15 protein-coding genes are annotated in these 19,589 nt (G+C 66.8%); 9 read left to right on the top strand and 6 right to left on the bottom strand.

Going from position 1 to position 19,589, the window contains the following annotated elements; all coding sequences use genetic code 11:
* Window positions 1-154: 154 nt before the first annotated feature.
* Together QMX85_RS07265 and QMX85_RS07260 are read left to right on the top strand one after the other, a co-directional pair.
* Window positions 155-475: an I78 family peptidase inhibitor gene (locus QMX85_RS07265; RefSeq protein WP_273230865.1), complete on the top strand. Its 321-nt coding sequence runs from the start codon at window positions 155-157 to the stop codon at window positions 473-475.
* 41 nt (window positions 476-516) lie between these two features.
* Window positions 517-2,631 (top strand): adenylate/guanylate cyclase domain-containing protein, encoded by a 2,115-nt coding sequence (locus QMX85_RS07260; RefSeq protein WP_282339456.1) that lies wholly within the window; start codon window positions 517-519, stop codon window positions 2,629-2,631.
* Window positions 2,632-2,635: 4 nt separating this feature from the next.
* On the opposite strand, the gene QMX85_RS07255 is transcribed toward QMX85_RS07260, so the two are convergent.
* Entirely contained in the window at window positions 2,636-3,232 is a 597-nt protein-coding gene (locus tag QMX85_RS07255) for an OmpA family protein (RefSeq protein WP_282339455.1), read from the bottom strand.
* Complete coding sequence (locus QMX85_RS07250; RefSeq protein ID WP_282339454.1) at window positions 3,229-3,696, bottom strand: FecR domain-containing protein; 468 nt, start codon at window positions 3,694-3,696, stop codon at window positions 3,229-3,231. The genes QMX85_RS07255 and QMX85_RS07250 overlap by 4 nt, the downstream gene beginning before the upstream one ends.
* 129 nt (window positions 3,697-3,825) lie before the next feature.
* Here QMX85_RS07250 and QMX85_RS07245 point away from each other — a divergent pair, with 129 nt between their 5' ends.
* On the top strand, window positions 3,826-5,901 hold the full coding sequence (locus QMX85_RS07245; protein ID WP_282339453.1) for an HD family phosphohydrolase: 2,076 nt from the start codon (window positions 3,826-3,828) through the stop codon (window positions 5,899-5,901).
* A gap of 31 nt (window positions 5,902-5,932) precedes the next feature.
* Here QMX85_RS07245 and QMX85_RS07240 read toward each other — a convergent pair whose 3' ends face one another.
* Window positions 5,933-6,370, bottom strand: a complete 438-nt coding sequence (locus QMX85_RS07240; RefSeq protein WP_090224622.1) for a MarR family transcriptional regulator — start codon at window positions 6,368-6,370, stop codon at window positions 5,933-5,935.
* Window positions 6,371-6,558: 188 nt separating this feature from the next.
* On the opposite strand from QMX85_RS07240, the gene QMX85_RS07235 reads away from it, so the two are divergent.
* Genes QMX85_RS07235 through adeC form a run of 3 tightly spaced genes read left to right on the top strand, consistent with a single transcriptional unit; the run spans window position 6,559 to window position 12,308 of the window.
* Entirely contained in the window at window positions 6,559-7,710 is a 1,152-nt protein-coding gene (locus QMX85_RS07235; RefSeq protein ID WP_282339452.1) for an efflux RND transporter periplasmic adaptor subunit, read from the top strand.
* A 21-nt stretch (window positions 7,711-7,731) separates the two neighbouring features.
* Window positions 7,732-10,869, top strand: a complete 3,138-nt coding sequence (locus QMX85_RS07230) for an efflux RND transporter permease subunit (protein ID WP_282339451.1) — start codon at window positions 7,732-7,734, stop codon at window positions 10,867-10,869.
* Window positions 10,866-12,308 carry an AdeC/AdeK/OprM family multidrug efflux complex outer membrane factor gene (gene adeC, locus QMX85_RS07225; protein WP_282339450.1) on the top strand — a complete coding sequence of 481 codons (1,443 nt, stop codon included), beginning with the start codon at window positions 10,866-10,868 and terminating at the stop codon, window positions 12,306-12,308. Before QMX85_RS07230 ends, adeC begins: the two co-directional genes overlap by 4 nt.
* Before the next feature lie 250 nt (window positions 12,309-12,558).
* Here adeC and QMX85_RS07220 read toward each other — a convergent pair whose 3' ends face one another.
* Together QMX85_RS07220 and QMX85_RS07215 are read right to left on the bottom strand one after the other, a co-directional pair.
* Entirely contained in the window at window positions 12,559-13,782 is a 1,224-nt protein-coding gene (locus QMX85_RS07220; RefSeq protein WP_282339449.1) for a CaiB/BaiF CoA-transferase family protein, read from the bottom strand.
* 125 nt (window positions 13,783-13,907) lie between these two features.
* Window positions 13,908-15,089: an acyl-CoA dehydrogenase gene (locus QMX85_RS07215; protein ID WP_090224614.1), complete on the bottom strand. Its 1,182-nt coding sequence runs from the start codon at window positions 15,087-15,089 to the stop codon at window positions 13,908-13,910.
* Between the two features lie 201 nt (window positions 15,090-15,290).
* Here QMX85_RS07215 and QMX85_RS07210 point away from each other — a divergent pair, with 201 nt between their 5' ends.
* From QMX85_RS07210 to QMX85_RS07200, 3 genes are all read left to right on the top strand, one after another.
* A complete protein-coding gene (locus QMX85_RS07210; RefSeq protein ID WP_282339448.1) occupies window positions 15,291-16,196 on the top strand; it encodes a LysR family transcriptional regulator in 906 nt (301 codons plus the stop codon).
* 147 nt (window positions 16,197-16,343) lie between these two features.
* Window positions 16,344-16,817 (top strand): hypothetical protein, encoded by a 474-nt coding sequence (locus QMX85_RS07205; RefSeq protein WP_282339447.1) that lies wholly within the window; start codon window positions 16,344-16,346, stop codon window positions 16,815-16,817.
* Between the two features lie 104 nt (window positions 16,818-16,921).
* On the top strand, window positions 16,922-17,548 hold the full coding sequence (locus tag QMX85_RS07200) for a response regulator transcription factor (protein WP_282339446.1): 627 nt from the start codon (window positions 16,922-16,924) through the stop codon (window positions 17,546-17,548).
* Here the strand turns inward: QMX85_RS07200 and QMX85_RS07195 are convergent, their stop codons facing one another.
* Complete coding sequence (locus QMX85_RS07195; protein ID WP_282339445.1) at window positions 17,549-19,180, bottom strand: hybrid sensor histidine kinase/response regulator; 1,632 nt, start codon at window positions 19,178-19,180, stop codon at window positions 17,549-17,551.
* Between the last annotated feature and the right edge of the window lie 409 nt (window positions 19,181-19,589).

Raw genomic sequence — 19,589 nt, 5'->3', positions numbered from 1 at the left:
CATCCGCCTCGCGCTGACCTGCACCGTTCCACGAAAAAGCCCGCCTTGCGGGGGCTTTGTCGTTTCCGCGCGGGCGATTGCGCCAGGTCGGACCACGCTGTCGCCGACGCCCCGAGCTGGTATGGTTCGGCCTCCAGTCCATCGGAGAACCCGCATGCTTTCGAAGAAAACCCATTGCGCCTGGCTGCTGCCTGTCGCCCTGCTCGCCGGTTGTGCCAGCCATGACGAGGCGCCGTCCGCCGCGTTGCAGCCCGCGGCCACGCCTCCTGCCGAGACCTGCACGGCTAGCGCGGTGCAGTCGCTGATCGGGCATCCGGTCAATCCCGCCGTTCTCGAGCAGGCCCGCCTGCAAGCCGGCGCGCAGCGCGCTCGGGTGCTCAGGCCGGGAACCGCGGTGACGCTCGAATACGACTCCCAGCGGCTGAACCTGGATACCGACGACGCCGACCTGATCACCCGCGCCTCCTGCGGCTGAACCGGACACAGGGACGCCTTCAACGCAGGGAGTGAGCGCAGGTGCCGTCTTTCCAACCCAACCGCGTGCTGCCGTGGTTGCCGTTCCTGGCGATCGCCGCGGTTCTCGCGCTGTACCTGAGCCAGCCCTTGCCCCTGCTGGCGGTGCGCAATGCGGTGTTCGACCAGTACCAGCGCTGGCAGCCGCGGGTCTACCGCGACGCGCCGGTGCGCATCGTCGATCTCGACGAGCAGAGCCTGGCGCGGATCGGCCAGTGGCCCTGGCCGCGCACGCGGGTGGCGGAGCTGGTGGAGCGTCTGCAGCAGGCCGGCGCGGCGGCGATCGTGTTCGACGTGCTGTTCGCCGAGCGCGACCGCACCTCGCCGTCCGCACTCCTGCGCGACACGCCTCTTCCTCCCGCCGTGAGCGCCGAGCTGGCGCGACTGCCGGACAACGATGAGGTGCTCGCCGGCGCGCTGCGCAACGGCGGCGTGGTGCTGGGCTTTGCCGCCGAGCGCGGCGAATCCCGTGGCGAGTTGCCGGCAAGTCGCTTCGGCAGCGTGCTGCAGGGGGCTTCGCCGTTGCCCTGGCTGCCGGCGTTCGGCGGCACCGTTTCGGCCCTGCCCGCGCTGCAACGGGCGGCGGCCGGCAACGGCAGCATGACCTTTCTTCCCGACGCCGACGGTGTGGTGCGCCGGGTGCCGTTGTTCCTGCGGGTTGGCGACACGCTGCTGCCGTCGCTGGTGGCGGAAGCGCTGCGGGTCGGCCAGGGCGCGCGCAGCTACCGGCTGCGGGTCGACGAGGACAGCGGGATCGAGCAGGTCGGGGTCGGCGCCGCTCGCATTCCGACCACAGCCAGCGGCGAGATGTGGGTGCATTTCACCGCGCATCGACCGTCGCGCAGCCTGCCGGCCTGGCAGGTGCTGGCCGGCGAGGCTCCGGCCTCGGCGCTGGCCGGCGCCATCGTGCTGATCGGCACCTCGGCGCAGGGCCTGCAGGACCTGCGCTTCAGTCCGCTGGGCGGAATCATTCCGGGCGTCGAGGTGCATGCCCAGGCGCTGGAACAGGTGCTCGGCGGCGACTACCTGACCCGTCCCGATTGGGCGATGGCGGTGGAAACCGTGCTGGTGCTGCTCGGCGGGATACTTCTCAGCCTGCTCGCCCTGCGCAGCCGCGCGCTGGTGTCGACACTGGTCGGCGGCGCGATCCTGCTCGCGTTGAGCGCCGCCGGATGGCTGGCGTTCGCCCGCTACCAGCTGCTGCTCGACCTGTTCGTACCCTCGCTCGGGCTGGGCGTGGTGTTCATCGTTGCCAGCATCGTCCGGCACATGGCCGCCGAGCGCGAGCAGCGCTGGGTGCGCGAGGCGTTCTCCCGCTACGTGTCGCCGAACCTGGTGGCGCACCTGATGAAGAACCCCGGGCAGTTGCAACTGGGCGGCCAGCGGCAGCAGTGCAGCTTCGTCTTCACCGATTTGACCGGCTACACCCGGCTGATGGAGAGCCAGCCGGCGGAAGAGGCGGTGGGCCTGCTCAACGATTACCTGGAGGGCATCATCCGCATCGCCTTCGCGCATGACGGCACCCTCGACCGGATCGTCGGCGACGCCGTGGCGATCATGTTTTCCGCGCCCGTGCAGCAGGCCGATCACCCGGCCCGCGCGCTGGCTTGCGGCCAGACCATCCAGCGCTTCACCGAGGACTACGCGGCCGCCCTGCAAGCCCGCGGCACGCCGTTCGGGCTGACGCGCATCGGTGTGCACAGCGGCGAAGTGGTGGTCGGCAATTTCGGTGGCTCGGCGATCTTCGACTACCGCGCGCTGGGCGACCCGGTGAACACCGCCTCGCGCCTGGAAAGCCTGAACCAGCACATCGGCACCACGCTGTGCGTGTCCGTGGCGATCCGCGAGCACTGCCCATGGGCACCCATGCGGGCGGTCGGAAGCGTGGTGTTGAAAGGCAAGAACGAGCCGGTTGCGGTGTTCGAACCGCTGCGCGGCGAGGCGGCAGATGAACAGTACGACGCGGCCTTCGCCCTGCTGGAGCAAGATCCGGCCGGCGCCCTGGAAGCCTTCGAGGCGCTGCATGCCACGCGACCGGGCGACGGTCTGGTGGCTTTCCATGTGCACCGACTGCGCGCCGGCGAACGCGGCACGCAGTGGGCGATGACGCGCAAGTAGGGCGTCAGCGGACCAGCACTTCGACGCGGCGGTTCTTCGGCTCCGCGGTGTCGTCGGGCGTCTTCACCAGCAGGTTGCGTTCGCCGTGGGAGGTGACCACCAGTTCCAGCACCTGCACGCCGTTGTCGCGCAACAGCTTGGCGATGGTTTCCGCGCGTTTCTGGCCGATCTTCTCGTTCCACGCCGCGCCGCTTTCGGTGTCGGTGTGGCCGATCACCGACACCGCTGACGGCCCTCGGGAGATGATCGTCTTCAGCACTTCCTGCAGCGCCAGCTTGGATTCGTCGGTGAGCACCGCGCCGCCGGACTTGAAGTACAGCAGGTAGCTCACCGGCAGCGCCGGCTGCGCGTTCAGCGCGGGGGTGAAGTCCGCCGCGATGCGCTGCGGCTCCACCGGCACGGCGGTCTGGGCAGCCTTGCCGTCGAGCATCACGCCCTGCTGCTTCTGGTTGACCAGCGTGGTGCCCTGGGCGGTACTGACGGTGATCGCCCCGGTGCTGCCATCCGGGCTTTCCATAAGCACCACGTAGGACGCAGGCTTGCTGGCGCAGCCGCTGGCGAGCAGGCCGAACAGCAGCAGGCCGAACAGGCGAGTCATCATTGGCCTGCCTCCTCGACCTTGACCAGGAAGTGCGTGCCGCGCACGCCGATGGTGCCGGTCGGCGTATGCACCTCGACCGCTTCCGGCTTGAGCTTGGCGATCACCCCGGAGATGTAGTTGAGCGTCCCGCGGCTGATGTTGGCGTTGAGCTTGAGATCGCCCTTGGCTGGCTCGTAGAGGTATTCGTCGACCTTCAGTTCGCTGTTCGGGCCGAAGGACATCAGCGTACTGTCCTCGAAGGTCACGCCGAGCGTGCCGGCTGGCCCGGTACGCAGGCTGGAGCCGACCTGCAGCGGCATGCCGACGCTCGCCGGCCGGGCGACGCCGTCGGTCACCACGAAGGCTTCTCCGCTGACTTTCATCACGTAGCCGATGGGCTTGTCGCCGGGTTCCGCGTGGGCGACGCAGGCGACGAGGAACAGGCCGGCGAGCGCGCGGGGTGAGGTCTTTTTATTGAAAAGCATATAACCTCCAGTGAGTGGGTCAGAGTCCGCGACGACGGACATCGGCAGTACGGCCCGTAACTCGAACGCGCCGCAGCACCAGGCTGCAGGCCAGAGAATACGGGCCGTCGATGAGGAGCAGATTGCAGTATGACATCATGGATATTCAAGTTCAGATTCCAGAGCTGGACGGTCTTGCTGGCGGGATTCTTCGTCCTGCAGATGCTGCCGATCCTGGCGCTGAATCTGGGCGTCGATCCGAAGCAGGCGCTGCTGCTTTCGTTCCTCTGCGTGCTGGTGACGCTGCCCACCGTGCTGTTCGGCTTCCGCAGCATGAACCGCACCATCGATACCCTGGCCGAAGACACCCGGCTGATCCGCGATCTCGACTTTTCCGGAAGGCTGCCGCAGGAGTCGGTGTTCTTCGAGGTGGACAGCCTGAGCCGCAACCATGCCGAGATGAAAGCCGCATTGCAGCGTCAGACCCGGACCCTGCAGGAAACCCAGCACAAGCTTTCCAGCCTGGTGGAGAACGGCCTGCTGCTCTCGTCCGAACGCGACCGCACCGCGCTGCTGCGGCACATCCTGCTCGAAGGCAAGCGCATCTGTAACGCCGATGCCGCGACCATGTACCTGAAGACCGAGCACGACAGCCTGCGCTTCGCGCTGCGTTCGATGGACGATGCGCTTCCGTCCTTCGAGATTCCGCTGCACGACCCGCTCAGCGGCGCGCCCAACGAAAAGCACGTGTCCACCTACGTGGCGCTGCACAACGAGGCGGTGCTGATCGACGACGTCTACAGCGAGACCCGTTTCGACCTCAGCGGCACGCGTCACTACGACAGCGAGTCCGGCTACCACACCGTGTCGATGCTTACGGTGCCCCTGGCGCCGCGGCAGGGCGAGGTGATCGGCGTGCTGCAGTTCATGAACGCCATCGACCCACAGAGCGGCGATGTGATCGCCTTTCCACGTCAGGTCCTGAGCTTCGTCGAGGCGCTCGCCTCGCAGTCGGCGATGGCGCTGGAGAACCACAACCTGATCGATGCGCAGAAGGTTCTGATCGATTCGATGATCGAGATTCTCGCCGGCGCCATCGATGCCAAGAGCCCCTACACCGGCGGACACTGCGAGCGCGTGCCGGACCTGGCGATCATGCTCGCCGAAGAGGCCTGCAAGGTCAGCGAAGGGCCGCTGGCCGATTTCAACTTCGCCAGCGCCGACGAGTGGCGCGAGTTCCGCATCGGTGCCTGGCTGCACGACTGCGGCAAGATCACCACGCCCGAGCACGTGGTGGACAAGGCGACCAAGCTGGAAACCGTCTACAACCGCATCCACGAGGTGCGCATGCGCTTCGAGGTGCTGCTGCGCGATGCCGACATCGCCCGCCTGGAAGCGCTGCGCGGGGGAGAGGACGAGGCGCGGGTGGAGGCGCGACATCGGGACGAGGTCGCCCGGCTGCACGCGGATTTCGCCCTCGTCGCCGAATGCAACATCGGTGGCGAGCTGATGGCCGAGGAACGCATCGAGGCGCTGCGTAGCCTCTCCGAGCGCCGCTGGGTCCGCCACTTCGACGACCGCCTGGGGCTCTCGCACGGCGAGCTCGAGCGCCTGCAGGCTGTTCCGGTGCAGCCGCTGCCGGCGGTCGAACAGTTGCTCGCGGACAAGCCGGCGCACCTGCTGCCGCGCCCGCCGGGCAAGGCGCTGGACCCGAAATACGGCTTCAAGATCAACGTCCCCGAGCACCTGTACAACCATGGCGAGCTCTACAACCTGAGCATCAGCCGCGGCACCCTGACCGAGGAGGAGCGCTTCAAGGTCAACGAGCACATCATCCAGACCATCGTGATGCTCGAGAACCTGGCGCTGCCGGCCAACCTCAAGCGCGTGCCGGAGTACGCCGGCACCCATCACGAGACGCTGCTGGGCACCGGCTACCCGCGGCAGCTGGACCGCAACAGCCTGTCGATTCCGGCGCGGATCATGGCGATCGCCGACATCTTCGAGGCGCTGACGGCATCGGACCGGCCGTACAAGAAAGCCAAGACGCTCTCCGAGTCGATCCGCATCCTCGCCAACCTGCGCGACAAGGGCCATATCGATGCGGACCTGTTCGCGCTGTTCCTGCGCGCCGGCCTGCACCTGCGCTACGGCGCGCGCTACCTGCACGCCGAGCAGATGGACGAAGTGGATGTCGAGGCGTATCTGGGGGCCTGCGCGGCCTGACCACGCTGCGCCGTCCGGCGCGGCGGGGAACCTACTGAGACGGCGTGTCGTCGTCCTTCTTCAGGCACTTGGCCAGCAGCGTGGTGAGCGTCTGCCGGTCCGCCGGGTCCAGCGGCGCGAACATCTCTTCCTCGCACTGATGGATCAATTCCTGGGCGCGATTCATCGTCTGCAACCCGTCGGGATTGAGGTACAGGCGAAAACGTCGCTGGTCCTGTTCGTCGCGGCAGCGGCAGATCAACCCGTGGGTTTCCAGTTCGCGGACGCGGCGGGTGATGTAGGCCTTGTCGATGCCACTCAGCCGCGCCAGGTCCTGCGGACTCAGGCCGGGCTCTATCTCGAGCATCTCCAGCATGTGCGCATCGGGCGGGTTCAGCGGTACGCCGGCTTCCTGGAATTTCGACAGGATGTTTCGCCGAAGCTTCAGGAAGACCCAGCGCAGCGCGCGGGACAGGTCGGGTTCGGACATTCGTCGGGCCGGAAAGTAAGGGATGAGAAAATATAGTTGATCATGTCAACTATCTGCAATTAAAGTTACCCGATATCAATAATGACGTCGCCCCCTTTCCGGGGTCTCGCACCCTCTTTAGCCAGGTTTTCCCAGCCGAGCCGCCCCGGGCGTGTTCGGTCGTTTACTCAATTTTGTGAGGAAAAGTCATGCGATCACCCTACGCCATGCGTGCGCTGGTTCCGGCCCTGGCAGCAGCCCTCGTGCTCGTCGGCTGTGGCAAGCAGGAAGCTCCAAAGCAGGCACCGAGCGCACCTCAGGTCGGTGTGGTCACGCTGCAGGCGCAGCCTTACGCGAGCACCTTCGAGCTGCCGGGCCGCACCTCGGCCTTCCGCATCGCCGAAGTGCGTCCGCAGGTGAGCGGCATCATCCTCAAGCGCCTGTTCAAGGAAGGCAGCGAGGTCAAGGTCAACGATCAGCTCTATCAGATCGATCCGGCCACCTACCAGGCGACCCTCAAGAGCGCCGAGGCGACGCTCGCATCGGCGCGTTCGCGTTCCGACCGCTACAAGGCGCTGGTCGCCGATCAGGCCGTCAGCCGCCAGGACTACGACGAGGCGCGCGCCGCCACGCTGGAGGCCGAAGCGGCGCTGGAGCAGGCGCGTATCAACGTGCGCTACACCAAGGTCCTGGCGCCGATCAGCGGCCGCATCGGTCGTTCGATGGTGACCGAGGGCGCGCTGGTCAACACCGGCCAGGCCGATGCGATGGCGATCATCCAGCAGCTCGATCCGATCTACGTCGATGTCACCCAGGCGTCCAAGCAGATGCTCCAGCTGCGTCGTGATCTCGACAGCGGCCAGCTGCAGAAGGCCGGGGAAAACGCCGCCAAGGTTACTCTGACCTTGGAGGACGGCAGCACCTACGCCCACGAGGGCACGCTCGAGTTCTCCGAAGTCAGCGTCGACGAGGGCACCGGCTCAGTGACCCTGCGCGCGGTCTTCCCCAACCCAGACCACATGCTGCTGCCGGGAATGTTCGTGCATGCCGAGCTGGTGGGCGGCGTGCGCAGCGAGGCCATTCTGGTGCCTCAGCAGGGCGTGACGCGCAATCCGAAAGGTGAGGCGGTCGCGATGGTAGTGAACGCCGAGAACAAGGTCGAAACCCGTGTACTCAAGGCTGACCGCGCCGTCGGTAACCAGTGGCTGGTCAGCGAAGGCCTCAAGGCCGGCGACCGGGTCATTACCGAAGGCCTGCAGTATGTTCAAGCCGGCGCCGAAGTGAAGGCCGGTCCGGCAAGCAACGTTCAGGGCAATTCCGCCAAACCCGCGCCGGCCAACGGCGACCAGGGTCAGCAGTAAGGCGCAGAGGCTCGCCCCCATATGTCCAGATTCTTTATCGATCGACCGATCTTCGCTTGGGTTATCGCGCTGGTGATCATGCTCGCCGGTGCCCTGTCCATCCTCAAGCTGCCGATCAACCAGTACCCGAGCATCGCGCCGCCGGCTGTCGGCATCCAGGTCACCTATCCCGGCGCCTCGGCGCAGACCGTGCAGGACACGGTGGTGCAGGTGATCGAGCAGCAGATGAACGGCATCGACGGTCTGCGTTACATCAGCTCGGAGAGCAACTCCGACGGCAGCATGACCATCACCGTGACCTTCGAGCAGGGCACCAACCCCGACATCGCCCAGGTCCAGGTACAGAACAAGCTGCAACTCGCCACCCCGCTGTTGCCGCAGGAGGTCCAGCAACAGGGCATCCGGGTGACCAAGGCGGTGAAGAACTTCCTCATGGTGATCGGCCTGGTCTCGACCGACGGCAGCATGAACAGGAACGACCTGGCGAACTACATCGTCTCCAACATCCAGGACCCGATTTCGCGGACCAAGGGTGTCGGTGACTTCCAGGTCTTCGGTGCGCAGTACGCCATGCGCATCTGGCTCGATCCGGCCAAGCTGAACAACTTCCAGCTGACCCCGGTGGACGTGCGCACCGCGATCCAGGCGCAGAACGTTCAGGTGTCCTCCGGCCAGCTCGGCGGCCTGCCTGCCGTACCGGGCCAGCAGCTTAACGCCACCATCGTCGGCAAGACCCGCCTGCAGACCGCCGAGCAGTTCAGCGCGATCCTGCTCAAGGTCAACCCGGACGGCTCCCAGGTGCGTCTCGGCGATGTGGCCAAGGTCGAACTGGGCGGCGAGAACTACGCGATCAGCGCGCAGTACAACGGTAACCCCGCGTCGGGCCTGGCGATCAAGCTGGCCACTGGCGCCAACGCGCTGGAAACCGCCAAGGCGATCCGCGCCACCGTCGATCGGCTGAAGCCGTTCTTCCCGGCCGGCGTCGAGGCGGTGTTTCCCTACGACACCACGCCGGTGGTGTCCGCTTCCATCGAAGGTGTGGTGCACACGCTGGGCGAAGCCATCGTGCTGGTCTTCCTGGTGATGTTCCTGTTCCTGCAGAACTTCCGTGCCACGCTGATCCCGACCCTGGCGGTGCCGGTGGTGCTGCTGGGAACCTTCGGCGTTCTCGCCGCCTGCGGCTTCACCATCAACACGCTGACCATGTTCGCCATGGTCCTGGCCATCGGCCTGCTGGTGGACGATGCGATCGTGGTGGTGGAGAACGTCGAGCGGGTGATGACCGAGGAAGGCCTGTCGCCGCTGGAGGCCACTCGCAAATCCATGGGGCAGATCCAGGGTGCGCTGGTCGGCATCGCTCTGGTGCTTTCCGCGGTGTTCCTGCCGATGGCGTTCTTTGGCGGTTCCACCGGGGTGATCTACCGGCAGTTCTCGATCACCATCGTGTCGGCCATGGCGCTCTCGGTGCTGGTTGCCCTGGTATTCACTCCGGCGCTCTGCGCGACCTTGCTCAAGCCGGTGAAAAAGGGTGACCACGGCGAAGGCAAGCGCGGCTTCTTCGGCTGGTTCAATCGCTCCTTCGAGCGCGGCGTGCACCGCTACGAACGCAGCGTGGGGTCCATCCTCAGGCACAAGGCGCCCTACCTGCTGATGTACCTGGTGATCGTCGGCATCATGGTCTGGATGTTCACCCGTATTCCCACCGCGTTCCTTCCCGAGGAAGACCAGGGCGTGCTGTTCGCCCAGGTACAGACGCCGGTCGGTTCGACCGCGGAGCGCACCCAGGCGGTGGTGGACCAGATGCGCGAGTACCTGCTCAAGGATGAATCGAGCACGGTCAGTTCGGTGTTCACCGTGACGGGCTTCAACTTCGCCGGCCGCGGGCAGAGTTCGGGCATGGCCTTCATCATGCTCAAGCCCTGGGCGGACCGCACCGACAAGGGCAACGACGTGTTCTCCCTCGCCGGGCGCGCGCAGGCGCATTTCTTCGCCTTCCGCGATGCCATGGTGTTCGCTTTCGCCCCGCCGGCGGTGCTGGAACTGGGCAACGCCACAGGCTTCGACTTCTACTTGCAGGATCAGGCGGGTGTCGGTCACGAGGCCCTCAATCAGGCCGCCGGCAAGTTCATGGCGCTCGCGTCGAAGAATCCGGCGCTCGCTCGCACCCGCATCAACGGCGTCGCCGACGAGCCGCAATACCAGCTCGAGATCGACGACGAGAAGGCGCGTGCCCATGGCGTCAGCCTGGCGGATATCAATGACACGGTGAGCATTGCCTGGGGGTCCAGCTACGTGAACGACTTCATCGACCGCGGTCGGGTGAAGAAGGTCTATCTGCAGGGACAGCCCAATGCACGGATGTCTCCTGACGACCTGAACAAGTGGTACGTGCGCAACGCCGACGGGCAGATGGTGCCCTTCAGCGCCTTCTCCAGCGGCCGCTGGATCTACGGTTCGCCGAAGCTGTCACGCTACAACGGCGTGTCGGCGATCGAGATCCTCGGCGAGCCTGCCCCCGGCCAGAGCACCGGCGCGGCGATGGCGGCGGTCGAGGAGATCATGAAGGAGATGCCTGACGGTATCGGTTATTCCTGGACCGGCCTGTCCTACGAGGAACGGCTGTCCGGCTCGCAGGCTCCGGCGCTCTACGCGCTGTCGCTGCTGGTGGTATTCCTCTGCCTGGCGGCGCTCTACGAGAGCTGGTCGATTCCGTTCTCGGTGATGCTGGTGGTGCCGCTGGGGATCATCGGGGCGCTGTTGTTCACCAGCTGGCGCGGCCTGTCCAACGACGTGTTCTTCCAGGTCGGGCTGCTGACCACCATCGGTCTGGCGGCGAAGAACGCGATCCTCATCGTCGAGTTCGCCAAGGAGCTGCACGAGCAGGGCAAATCCCTGACCGAGGCGGCGATCGAGGCCTGCCGCCTGCGTCTGCGGCCGATCATCATGACCTCGCTGGCGTTCATCCTCGGCGTGGTGCCGCTGGCGATCTCCAACGGCGCCGGATCGGGCAGCCAGCACGCGATCGGTACCGGGGTGATCGGCGGCATGCTGTCGGCCACCGTCCTGGCGATCTTCTGGGTGCCGCTGTTCTACGTAATGGTCAGCTCGATAGCCAAGGACAAACGTCCGAAGGCCACGAGCGAGGAGGCCGAGCAATGAAAAAGTCTCTCTTGAGCCTGGCGCTGCTCAGCGCCCTGACGGGTTGCTCGCTGATCCCCGACTACCAGCGCCCCGCGGCACCGGTGGACGCGGCCTACCCGGCCGGCGACGTCTATCCGGAGTCCAACACCGCCGGCGGCACGCCCGCCGCCGAGCTGGGCTGGCGCGAGTTCTTCCAGGACGCCGACCTGCAACTGCTGATCAGCAGCGCCCTGCAGAACAACCGCGACCTGCGCGTCGCCGCGCTGAACGTCGATGCCTACCGCGCGCAGTACCGCATCCAGCGTGCCGAGCTGTATCCGCAGGTCAGCGTCGGCGGCGGCGCCACACGCCAGCGCCTGCCGGCCGACCTGTCGCGCTCGGACGGGGCGTCCATCAGCAGCCAGTACAGCGCCACCGTCGGCATCAGTGCCTGGGAGCTGGACCTCTTCGGGCGCCTGCGCAGCCTCAACGAACAGGCGCTGGAGCAGTACTTCGCCACCGCCGAAGCGCAGCGCAGCACGCAGATCAGCCTGGTGGCGAGCGTCGCCAACGCCTGGTTCACCCTGCAGGCGGACCAGGCGCTGCTCAAGCTCGCCAACGACACGCTGGGCACCTACCAGCGCACCTACGAGCTGAGCCAGCGCACCTTCGACGTCGGCGCCAGCTCGGCGCTGGACCTGCGCCAGGCGCGCACTTCGGTGGACAGCGCGCGCGTCAGCGTCGCGCAGTACCGCCGCCAGGTCGCCCAGGACCGCAACGCGCTGGCCCTGCTGCTCGGCGGTCCGCTGCCGCAGAACCTGCAGCCGGACGACGACCTGTACGCCGTGCAGCTGGCGGAAGTCCCGGCCGGCCTGCCTTCCGAACTGCTGCAGCGGCGCCCGGACATCCTTGCCGCCGAGCACAACCTGAAGGCCGCCAACGCGGTGATCGGCGCCGCCCGCGCGGCGTTCTTCCCGAGCATCACGCTGACGGCCAACGCCGGTACGGCGAGCAGCCAGCTGTCCGGCCTGTTCGACGGCGGCTCGGGGACCTGGCTGTTCGAGCCGCAGATCAACCTGCCGATCTTCACCGCCGGTAGCCTGAGCGCCAGCCTGGATGCCATCGAGATCGCCAAGAACATCGAAGTGGCGGACTACGAGAAAACCATCCAGACCGCGTTCCAGGAAGTCTCCGACGGTCTCGTCGCGCGGCAGACCTACCGCGAGCAGCTCGAGGCCCAGCGTCAACTGGTGGCCAGCACCGAGGACTACTACAAACTCGCCGATCGCCGTTACCGCGGTGGCGTGGACAGCTACCTGATCCTGCTCGATGCACAGCGCCAGCTGTTCAGCGTGCAGCAGAACATGATCGGTGACCGTCTCGCCCAGCTGACCAGCGAAGTGAACCTGTACAAGGCCCTCGGTGGCGGTTGGCAGGAACGCACCGCGCCGCTGGTGCCGGTGGCCAGCGCCAACTGACGTCACCCGTTGCAGGCAAAACGCCCGGCATCCGCCGGGCGTTTTCGTCTCCATCGCGTAACGGTGCGCGCGGCGCGCCCTGCGACGGCTCGGCTCCACGGCCGCACGACGCCTCGTGGCGCAAACGCTGTTGGGTGTTTTGGGTTTTCGTCGGTTAACGGTGCGCGCGGCGCACCCTACGGGGGCCGCTGGCAAGACGTAGGGTGCGCCATGCGCACCGATACCAGGCTACGTCGGGCAAACCAGACCGCTAGAGCACACCGCGCTCGCGCAGCGCCGACACTTCGCTCGCCGCCATCCCCAGCCATTCGCGCAGCACCTGTTCGCTGTGCTCGCCGAGCAACGGCGGGGCGTTGCGGTATTCCACCGGGGTTTCCGAGAGGCGGATCGGGCTGGCCACCTGCGGCACGCTGCCGGCCAGCGGATGCGGCAGCTCGACGCGCAGGCCACGGGCGATCACCTGCGGATCGGCGAACACCTGAGCCAAGTCGTTGATCGGCCCGCAAGGCACGCCGGCCTGCTCCAGCGCGGCGACCCATTCGGCAGTGGTCCTGAACACCGTGGCCTGGCGGATCAGCGGGATCAGTTCTCCACGGTGGGCGACCCGCGCCCGGTTGCTGGCGAAGCGCGGATCGTCCGCCCACTCGGGGTGTCCGGCGACTTCGCAGAATTTGCGGAACTGGCCGTCGTTGCCAACGGTGAGGATGAAGTCGCCATCGGCGGTGGGGAAATCCTGGTAGGGCACGATGTTCGGGTGCGCGTTGCCCAGGCGTTTCGGCGCGACGCCGGTGGTCAGGTAGTTCAGCGCCTGGTTGCCCAGGCAGGCGACCTGCACGTCGAGCAGCGCCATGTCTATGTGCTGGCCCAGGCCGCTGCGCTCGCGCTGGTTCAGCGCGGCGAGCACCGCGACCGCCGAGTAGAGCCCGGTGAGGATGTCGGTCAGGGCCACCCCGACTTTCACCGGGCCGGCGCCGGTTTCGTCGTCGCTGCGCCCGGTCAGGCTCATCAGCCCGCCGAGGCCCTGGATCATGAAGTCGTAGCCGGCGCGTTTGGCGTAGGGGCCGGTCTGGCCGAAGCCGGTGATCGAGCAGTAGATCAGCCGCGGGTTCAGCGTTTTCAGCGTCGCATAGTCCAGCCCGTAGGCGGCCAACCCGCCGACCTTGAAGTTCTCCAGTACCACGTCGGCCTTGGCCGCCAGCTCGCGGACGATGCGCTGGCCTTCGGGCTGGGTGAAGTCCAGGGTCAGCGACTGCTTGTTGCGGTTCGCCGAGAGATAGTAGGCGGCCTCGGCGGTGTTCTCGCCGGCCTCATCGCGCAGGAACGGCGGGCCCCAGTGACGGGTGTCGTCGCCGACGCCGGGGCGCTCGACCTTGACCACCTCGGCGCCGAGGTCGGCGAGGATCTGCCCGGCCCAGGGCCCGGCGAGCACGCGGGACAGGTCGAGTACACGGATGTGGGACAACGCGCCGGGCATGATGAAGCTCCTCGTAGGGTGGATGGCGCTTTATCCATCCACCAAGGGATGCAGGCTGGTGGGTGAGAAACGATCGGCGGGCACGGATCGCCAGCAAGCTCGCTCCTACACGTGCGCGGGGTGGCCTAGAAGAACGCCTGGATACCGGTCTGCGCGCGGCCGAGGATCAGCGCATGCACGTCGTGGGTGCCTTCGTAGGTGTTCACCACCTCGAGGTTGACCAGGTGCCGGGCGATGCCGAACTCGTCGGAGATGCCGTTGCCGCCGAGCATGTCGCGGGCCAGGCGGGCGACGTCCAGCGCCTTGCCGCAGCTGTTGCGCTTCATGATCGAGGTGATCTCCACCGCCGCGGTGCCTTCGTCCTTCATCCGCCCCAGGCGCAGGCAGCCTTGCAGCGCCAGGGTGATTTCGGTCTGCATGTCGGCCAGCTTCTTCTGGATCAGCTGATTGGCCGCCAGCGGGCGACCGAACTGCTGGCGGTCAAGGGTGTACTGGCGCGCGGTATGCCAGCAGAACTCGGCGGCGCCCAGTGCGCCCCAGCTGATGCCGTAGCGCGCGGAATTGAGGCAGGTGAACGGGCCTTTCAGGCCGCGCACGTCGGGGAAGGCGTTCTCTTCCGGGCAGAACACGTTGTCCATCACGATCTCGCCGGTGATCGAGGCGCGCAGGCCGACCTTGCCGTGGATCGCCGGTGTGCTCAGGCCGTCCCAGCCCTTTTCCAGCACGAAGCCGCGGATCTCGCCGGCGTCGTCCTTGGCCCAGACCACGAACACGTCGGCGATTGGGCTGTTGGTGATCCACATCTTGCTACCGGTCAGGCGATAGCCGCCGTCGACCTTCTTCGCCCGGGTGATCATCGAGCCTGGGTCGGAGCCGTGGTTCGGCTCGGTCAGGCCGAAGCAGCCGATGTACTCGCCGCTGGCCAGCTTGGGCAGGTATTTCTGCCGGGTCGCCTCGTTGCCGAATTCGAAGATCGGCACCATCACCAGCGAGGACTGCACGCTCATCATCGAGCGGTAGCCCGAGTCGATGCGCTCCACCTCGCGGGCGATCAGCCCGTAGCACACGTAGTTCAGCCCGCTGCCGCCGTAGGCTTCGGGGATGGTGGCGCCGAGCAGGCCGGTATCACCCATCTCACGGAAGATCGCCGGGTCGGTCTTTTCGTGGCGGAAGGCTTCCAGCACGCGCGGCGCCAGTTTGTCCTGGGCGAACTGCTGGGCGCTGTCGCGGACCATGCGTTCTTCTTCGCTGAGTTGCTGATCGAGCAGCAGCGGGTCGATCCAGTTGAAGCTTGCCTTGCCGGCCATGAAAACGTCCTCGTGCGGGAGTGAAGGGGGCCTGCGCGCGGAGGGCTTCAGCCACCGCCCACGCAGGCCGTCATGGGTTCTAGCCTAGGCAGCCCAGAGCGGACTGACAAACGAGGATTTCGCAGGCCATTGTGCGAATACCTCACTCCGGGATAGTTTCAACCGGTCAATAAGTGGCTGATCAGTGAGGGCTTCGCATAGATGCGCCGGAAGATTCCCAGCACCGCGGCGTTGATCGCCTTCGAGGCCTCGGCCCGCCACGAGAGTTTCACCCGCGCCGCCGAGGAACTGTCGCTGACCCAGGGCGCGGTCTGCAGGCAGATCGGCACGCTGGAACAGTTCCTCGGGGTCGCGCTGTTTCGCCGCTCGCGACGCGGGGTCAGGCTCACCGAGGCCGGGCTCGCCTATTCCCGGCGGGTGGCGGCGCAGCTCGATGCGGTGGAGCGCGACACCCTGGCGGTGATGGGCCAGCAGGGCAACCAGGCCGTGGAACTGGCGCTGGTGCCGACCTTCGGCACGCAGTGGCTGCTGCCGCGGCTGAAGGCCTTCCAGCGCCTGCACCCGGAAGTCACCGTGCACCTGACCAACCGCACGCGGCCGTTCCTCTTCGCCGACACCGCCTTCGACGCGGCGATCTACTTCGGCGACGCCAACTGGTCGGGCACCCAGTCGCATTACCTCATGCCGGAGAACTCGCTGCCGGTGTGCAGCCCGGAACTGCTCGAAGGCCGTGGCGAACTGAGCGCGGCGCAGATCGCCCGCCTGCCGCTGCTGCAGCAGACCACCCGGCCCTACGCCTGGCGCCAGTGGTTCGGGTCGCTGGGCATGAACGTCGCGGGGGACCTCGGCGGGCCGCGCTACGAGTTGTTTTCCATGCTCGCCCAGGCCGCCGAGCATGCGATGGGTGTGGCTTTGATCCCGCCGTTCCTGATCCAGCGTGAGCTGGCCGAGGGCCGCCTGGTGATCGCTAAGGAACACGCCTGCCTCAGCGACAAGGCCTATTACCTGATGATTCCCGAGCGCAAGGTGGAGTCCGCCGCGCTGATCGCCTTCCGCGACTGGCTGCTGGAGCAGGCCCGCGATTACCGCGAGACGCCGTCGCGCTGATGGCCAAAGGCCGCCTGTACATCCGTACTATTGGTTCATCCCCTCCCCGGAACTAGCGTTCCACCCAGCCCGAACGTCTGCCGCCTCAGAGCGGCCGGCGCCTCAGGTGGGCTCATAACGACAATCGTCCGTCCCCAGGAGGAGAACATGAAAGCCTTCGCTCTCGTCGCCCTAGGTCTCGCACTGACCGGCTGCGCTGCGCCCGGCCAGCAACAGGCCACCCAGGCTTCGCAGAAATTCGACGTCACCTACATCAATCAGAACCTGGTTTCCGGCAAGACCAGCTCCAGCGACGTGATCAACCGCTTCGGCGCCCCGGATTCGCGCAGCGTGTCGGGTACCGGCGAAGAACGCTGGACCTACCGCCGGCAGGCCAGCGCCGGCACCTCCAACAGCCTGATGGATTCGCTGCCGGCGAGTCTCAAGCGCCGCCTGAACAACACCGCGGCGAAGAGCGAATACGGTTCCGACGTGCTCGGCATGGCCGACTCGATGCTCAGCGGCCAGGGTAACGGCCTGGTCAATGCGGTCGCCAATAACGGCGCCGCCGCGCCTGCGCCGCAGGCCTCTCTGCTGACCATCTACCTGCGTAAGGGCGTTGTCTCGCGCTTCGATTACTGACCGCCGGCCACGCGTCGCGCCGCTGTCCGGCGCGGCCGCGACGCGGCTACCATGGCCGCACCGGGCCCAGCGGGGCGCGCCGATTTCCAGCAGGAACCCGTCGCATGGAACGCATCATCGTCGCCGACGACCATCCGATTTTCCGCGAAGGGCTGTCGCGCATCGTCCGCCGGATGATGCCCGCGGCGCACATCGAGGAGGCCGCCAACCTGGACGCCGTGCTGGCGCTGGCCCGCCAGGCGCCGCCGGAAGTGCTGATCCTCGACCTGATGTTTCCCGGCCTGAGCGTGCCGGCGTCGATCCGCTCGCTGCGTCAGGAATTCAATCGCTCCTCGATCATCATCGTTTCCATGATCGACGATGAGGCGCAGATCGATCAGGTGATGGCGGCCGGTGCCGACGGCTTCGTCGGCAAGTCGCTGCCACCGGACGAGATCGGCGACGCGATCCTGGCGATCCGCGCGGGGGAGTTCGTGGTTCGCTACGTCCGCGGCGGGATTCTCGGGCAGAGCCCGGAGCGGGCGCGTGTGCAAGGCCTGACGCCGCGCCAGCAGGAGGTGCTGCGGCTGCTCACCGCCGGCCTGTCGAACAAGGAAATCGCCCGCGAGCTGGACATATCGCCCTTCACCGCGCGCCTGCACGTCTCCTCGTTGCTGCAGTCGCTCGGCGTCGCCAGCCGTAGCGCCGCCGCGGCGCTCGGCGCCAGTGCCGGGCTGCTCGTGCGGCGCTGATCAGGCCGACTGCGCCTGCAGGTCGAGTTTCAGCGCCAACAGCATCGAACGCAGCTCCGCCGGCCGTACCGGCTTCGCCAGCACCGGCACCTGGCTGTCGTTCAACGCCTGCTGCGCCTTTCGCACGTCGTGCCCGGTGATCACGATCGCCGGCACGCGGCGACCGTGCAGGCGGTTGAGGTAGTTGATGCAGTCGGCGCCGGACATGCTGCGGCCGAGATCGAAATCGGTGATCACCAGATCGAAGTCCGCCGTGATGTCCAGCGCCGAGGTGGCGCTGTGTACCTCGCACCCCCATTTCTGCAGCAGCGTGGCGGTGGCCAGCAGCACGTCGCGGTCGTCTTCGATCAGCAGCACGCGCAGGCCGGTGAGCAGGCGCCGGTTGGAGCCCTCGTTCTGCGCGGGTCGGTACTGGTCCGCACGGCTCAGCGGCAGGCCCTCGATGGCGACGCTGGTGCCATGTCCGGGGCGCGAGCGGATACGCACGCCGAGGCCGAGCATGTCGGCGATGCGATTGACGATCGAGAGGCCGAGGCCGACGCCCTCCACGTCATGGTCGCGCGAGCGGCGGACGCGGTAGAACTCGTCGAACAGGTGCGGCAGGTCCTGCGCATCGATGCCCGGACCGCGGTCGTGGATTTCTATGGCGAGGCCGCCGTCGCGGCGCCGGCAGCCAATCAGCAGCGCCTTGCCCGGCGCGTACTTCAGCGCGTTGGAGAGCACGTTCTGCAGCAGCGTGCCGAGCAGCGCGGGGTCGCAGCGCACGTGGCAGCGGCTCGGGCGGACCTTGATCGTTACACCGGCCCAGCGCGCGGCCTCGGTGTTCTGCCGGACCAGCCCGGCGAGCACCTCGTCCATCGCCAGCACCTCGGCGCTCGGCACCACCTGGCCGTTGTCCAGGGTGTAGACGTCGAGGATCGAGCGGAACAGCTGTTCCACGCTCAGCAGCGAGCGGTCGATGTTGTCCACCATGCGACGCTCCTCGTCGCCCAGCCGGGCGTCGCGCAGGCAGGCGGTGAACAGGCTGATGGAGTGGATCGGCTGGCGCAGGTCGTGACTGGCCTGGGCGAGCAGGCGCGATTTGGCCAGGCTCGCCGTCTGCGCCTGCTCCGACGCCTGGCGCGTGCGGGTCAGCAGGACGTGCGCGTAGGCCGGGACCATGAAGGTGGTCACCAGCAGCGTCAGCGGCACGAAGGGGTTTTGCCAGAGGTACGGCGACAGCAGCGCCATCACGCCGATCGACAGCAGCGCCAGGCCCGTCGCTAGTGTCAGGTAGCGCGTGCCGTAGCGCATGCCGTTGCCCACCGTGACCCAGAGCAGCGCACCGTAGACCGGCAGCATCGCCTCGCCGCCGATGATCATCGCGAAGGTGATCGCGGCGTAGTCGTGAACCATCGCCAGCAGCCGTCGCACCGGTTTGACGCCCGGCTTGCGCACGATCCAGGCGATCAGGGCGAAGGACGCCACGAGAAAGGCGGCGTTGTAGATCAGGATGCTGCGCAGCTGCGCCTCGACCAGATAGCCAGTGAGGTAAAGCAGCATCACGTAGAGCGTCGCGATGCTGGACAGCACCAGGCGGACCAGGGCCTGCGAGCGTTCCGTATCACGTGTCGAAGGGGCAGGGCGGATCATCGTCGGGGTTTCCGTCGTAGCGTCCGGCAAGGGTAGCAAGTTGCGCGCCCGGCACTCGAGCAGGTGTGTCTGGTATGGAACAGCTGACCATGTAGCGTTCTGTCGTGTTTGCTACATCTTCCCGGCGACGCTGTGTCGCAGGTGCGGCGGACCTCGTGGCGGTTCAGACGAAAAACCGACTGATGGCAGAGCATTCGATTCGCCCATGGGCCGCTCCCGCCGACGAAACCGTTTAGACGCTACAGGCTGCATGGCCCGTGGGCTGTGGCCTGAAAGGGAAATGCCGGGTCAAACCGTGACTTGTAGTTATTGCCGCGACAGCCCTTCATAACTTCTTGATGGGTGTCGCGGTTCAGTTGCAAAATGCCGCGCCCCGCCGTTTCGCTTGCGGCACGGGATGTGCTGCCGG

The organism is Pseudomonas sp. PS02288 (assembly GCF_029959715.1).
Taxonomy (GTDB): Bacteria; Pseudomonadota; Gammaproteobacteria; order Pseudomonadales; family Pseudomonadaceae; genus Pseudomonas_O; species Pseudomonas_O kuykendallii.
This window is presented reverse-complemented; position numbering and strand designations above follow the sequence as displayed.

Excerpts from the sequence above, each read along its gene's own strand:
- QMX85_RS07265 (WP_273230865.1), top strand. The coding sequence starts at position 155 with ATGCTTTCGAAGAAAACCCATTGCGCCTGGCTGCTGCCTGTCGCCCTG.
- QMX85_RS07255 (WP_282339455.1), bottom strand. The coding sequence starts at position 3,232 with ATGATGACTCGCCTGTTCGGCCTGCTGCTGTTCGGCCTGCTCGCCAGC.
- QMX85_RS07250 (WP_282339454.1), bottom strand. The coding sequence starts at position 3,696 with ATGCTTTTCAATAAAAAGACCTCACCCCGCGCGCTCGCCGGCCTGTTC.
- QMX85_RS07245 (WP_282339453.1), top strand. The coding sequence starts at position 3,826 with ATGACATCATGGATATTCAAGTTCAGATTCCAGAGCTGGACGGTCTTG.
- QMX85_RS07240 (WP_090224622.1), bottom strand. The coding sequence starts at position 6,370 with ATGTCCGAACCCGACCTGTCCCGCGCGCTGCGCTGGGTCTTCCTGAAG.
- QMX85_RS07235 (WP_282339452.1), top strand. The coding sequence starts at position 6,559 with ATGCGATCACCCTACGCCATGCGTGCGCTGGTTCCGGCCCTGGCAGCA.
- QMX85_RS07230 (WP_282339451.1), top strand. The coding sequence starts at position 7,732 with ATGTCCAGATTCTTTATCGATCGACCGATCTTCGCTTGGGTTATCGCG.
- adeC (WP_282339450.1), top strand. The coding sequence starts at position 10,866 with ATGAAAAAGTCTCTCTTGAGCCTGGCGCTGCTCAGCGCCCTGACGGGT.
- QMX85_RS07220 (WP_282339449.1), bottom strand. The coding sequence starts at position 13,782 with ATGCCCGGCGCGTTGTCCCACATCCGTGTACTCGACCTGTCCCGCGTG.
- QMX85_RS07215 (WP_090224614.1), bottom strand. The coding sequence starts at position 15,089 with ATGGCCGGCAAGGCAAGCTTCAACTGGATCGACCCGCTGCTGCTCGAT.
- QMX85_RS07210 (WP_282339448.1), top strand. The coding sequence starts at position 15,291 with ATGCGCCGGAAGATTCCCAGCACCGCGGCGTTGATCGCCTTCGAGGCC.
- QMX85_RS07205 (WP_282339447.1), top strand. The coding sequence starts at position 16,344 with ATGAAAGCCTTCGCTCTCGTCGCCCTAGGTCTCGCACTGACCGGCTGC.
- QMX85_RS07200 (WP_282339446.1), top strand. The coding sequence starts at position 16,922 with ATGGAACGCATCATCGTCGCCGACGACCATCCGATTTTCCGCGAAGGG.
- QMX85_RS07195 (WP_282339445.1), bottom strand. The coding sequence starts at position 19,180 with ATGATCCGCCCTGCCCCTTCGACACGTGATACGGAACGCTCGCAGGCC.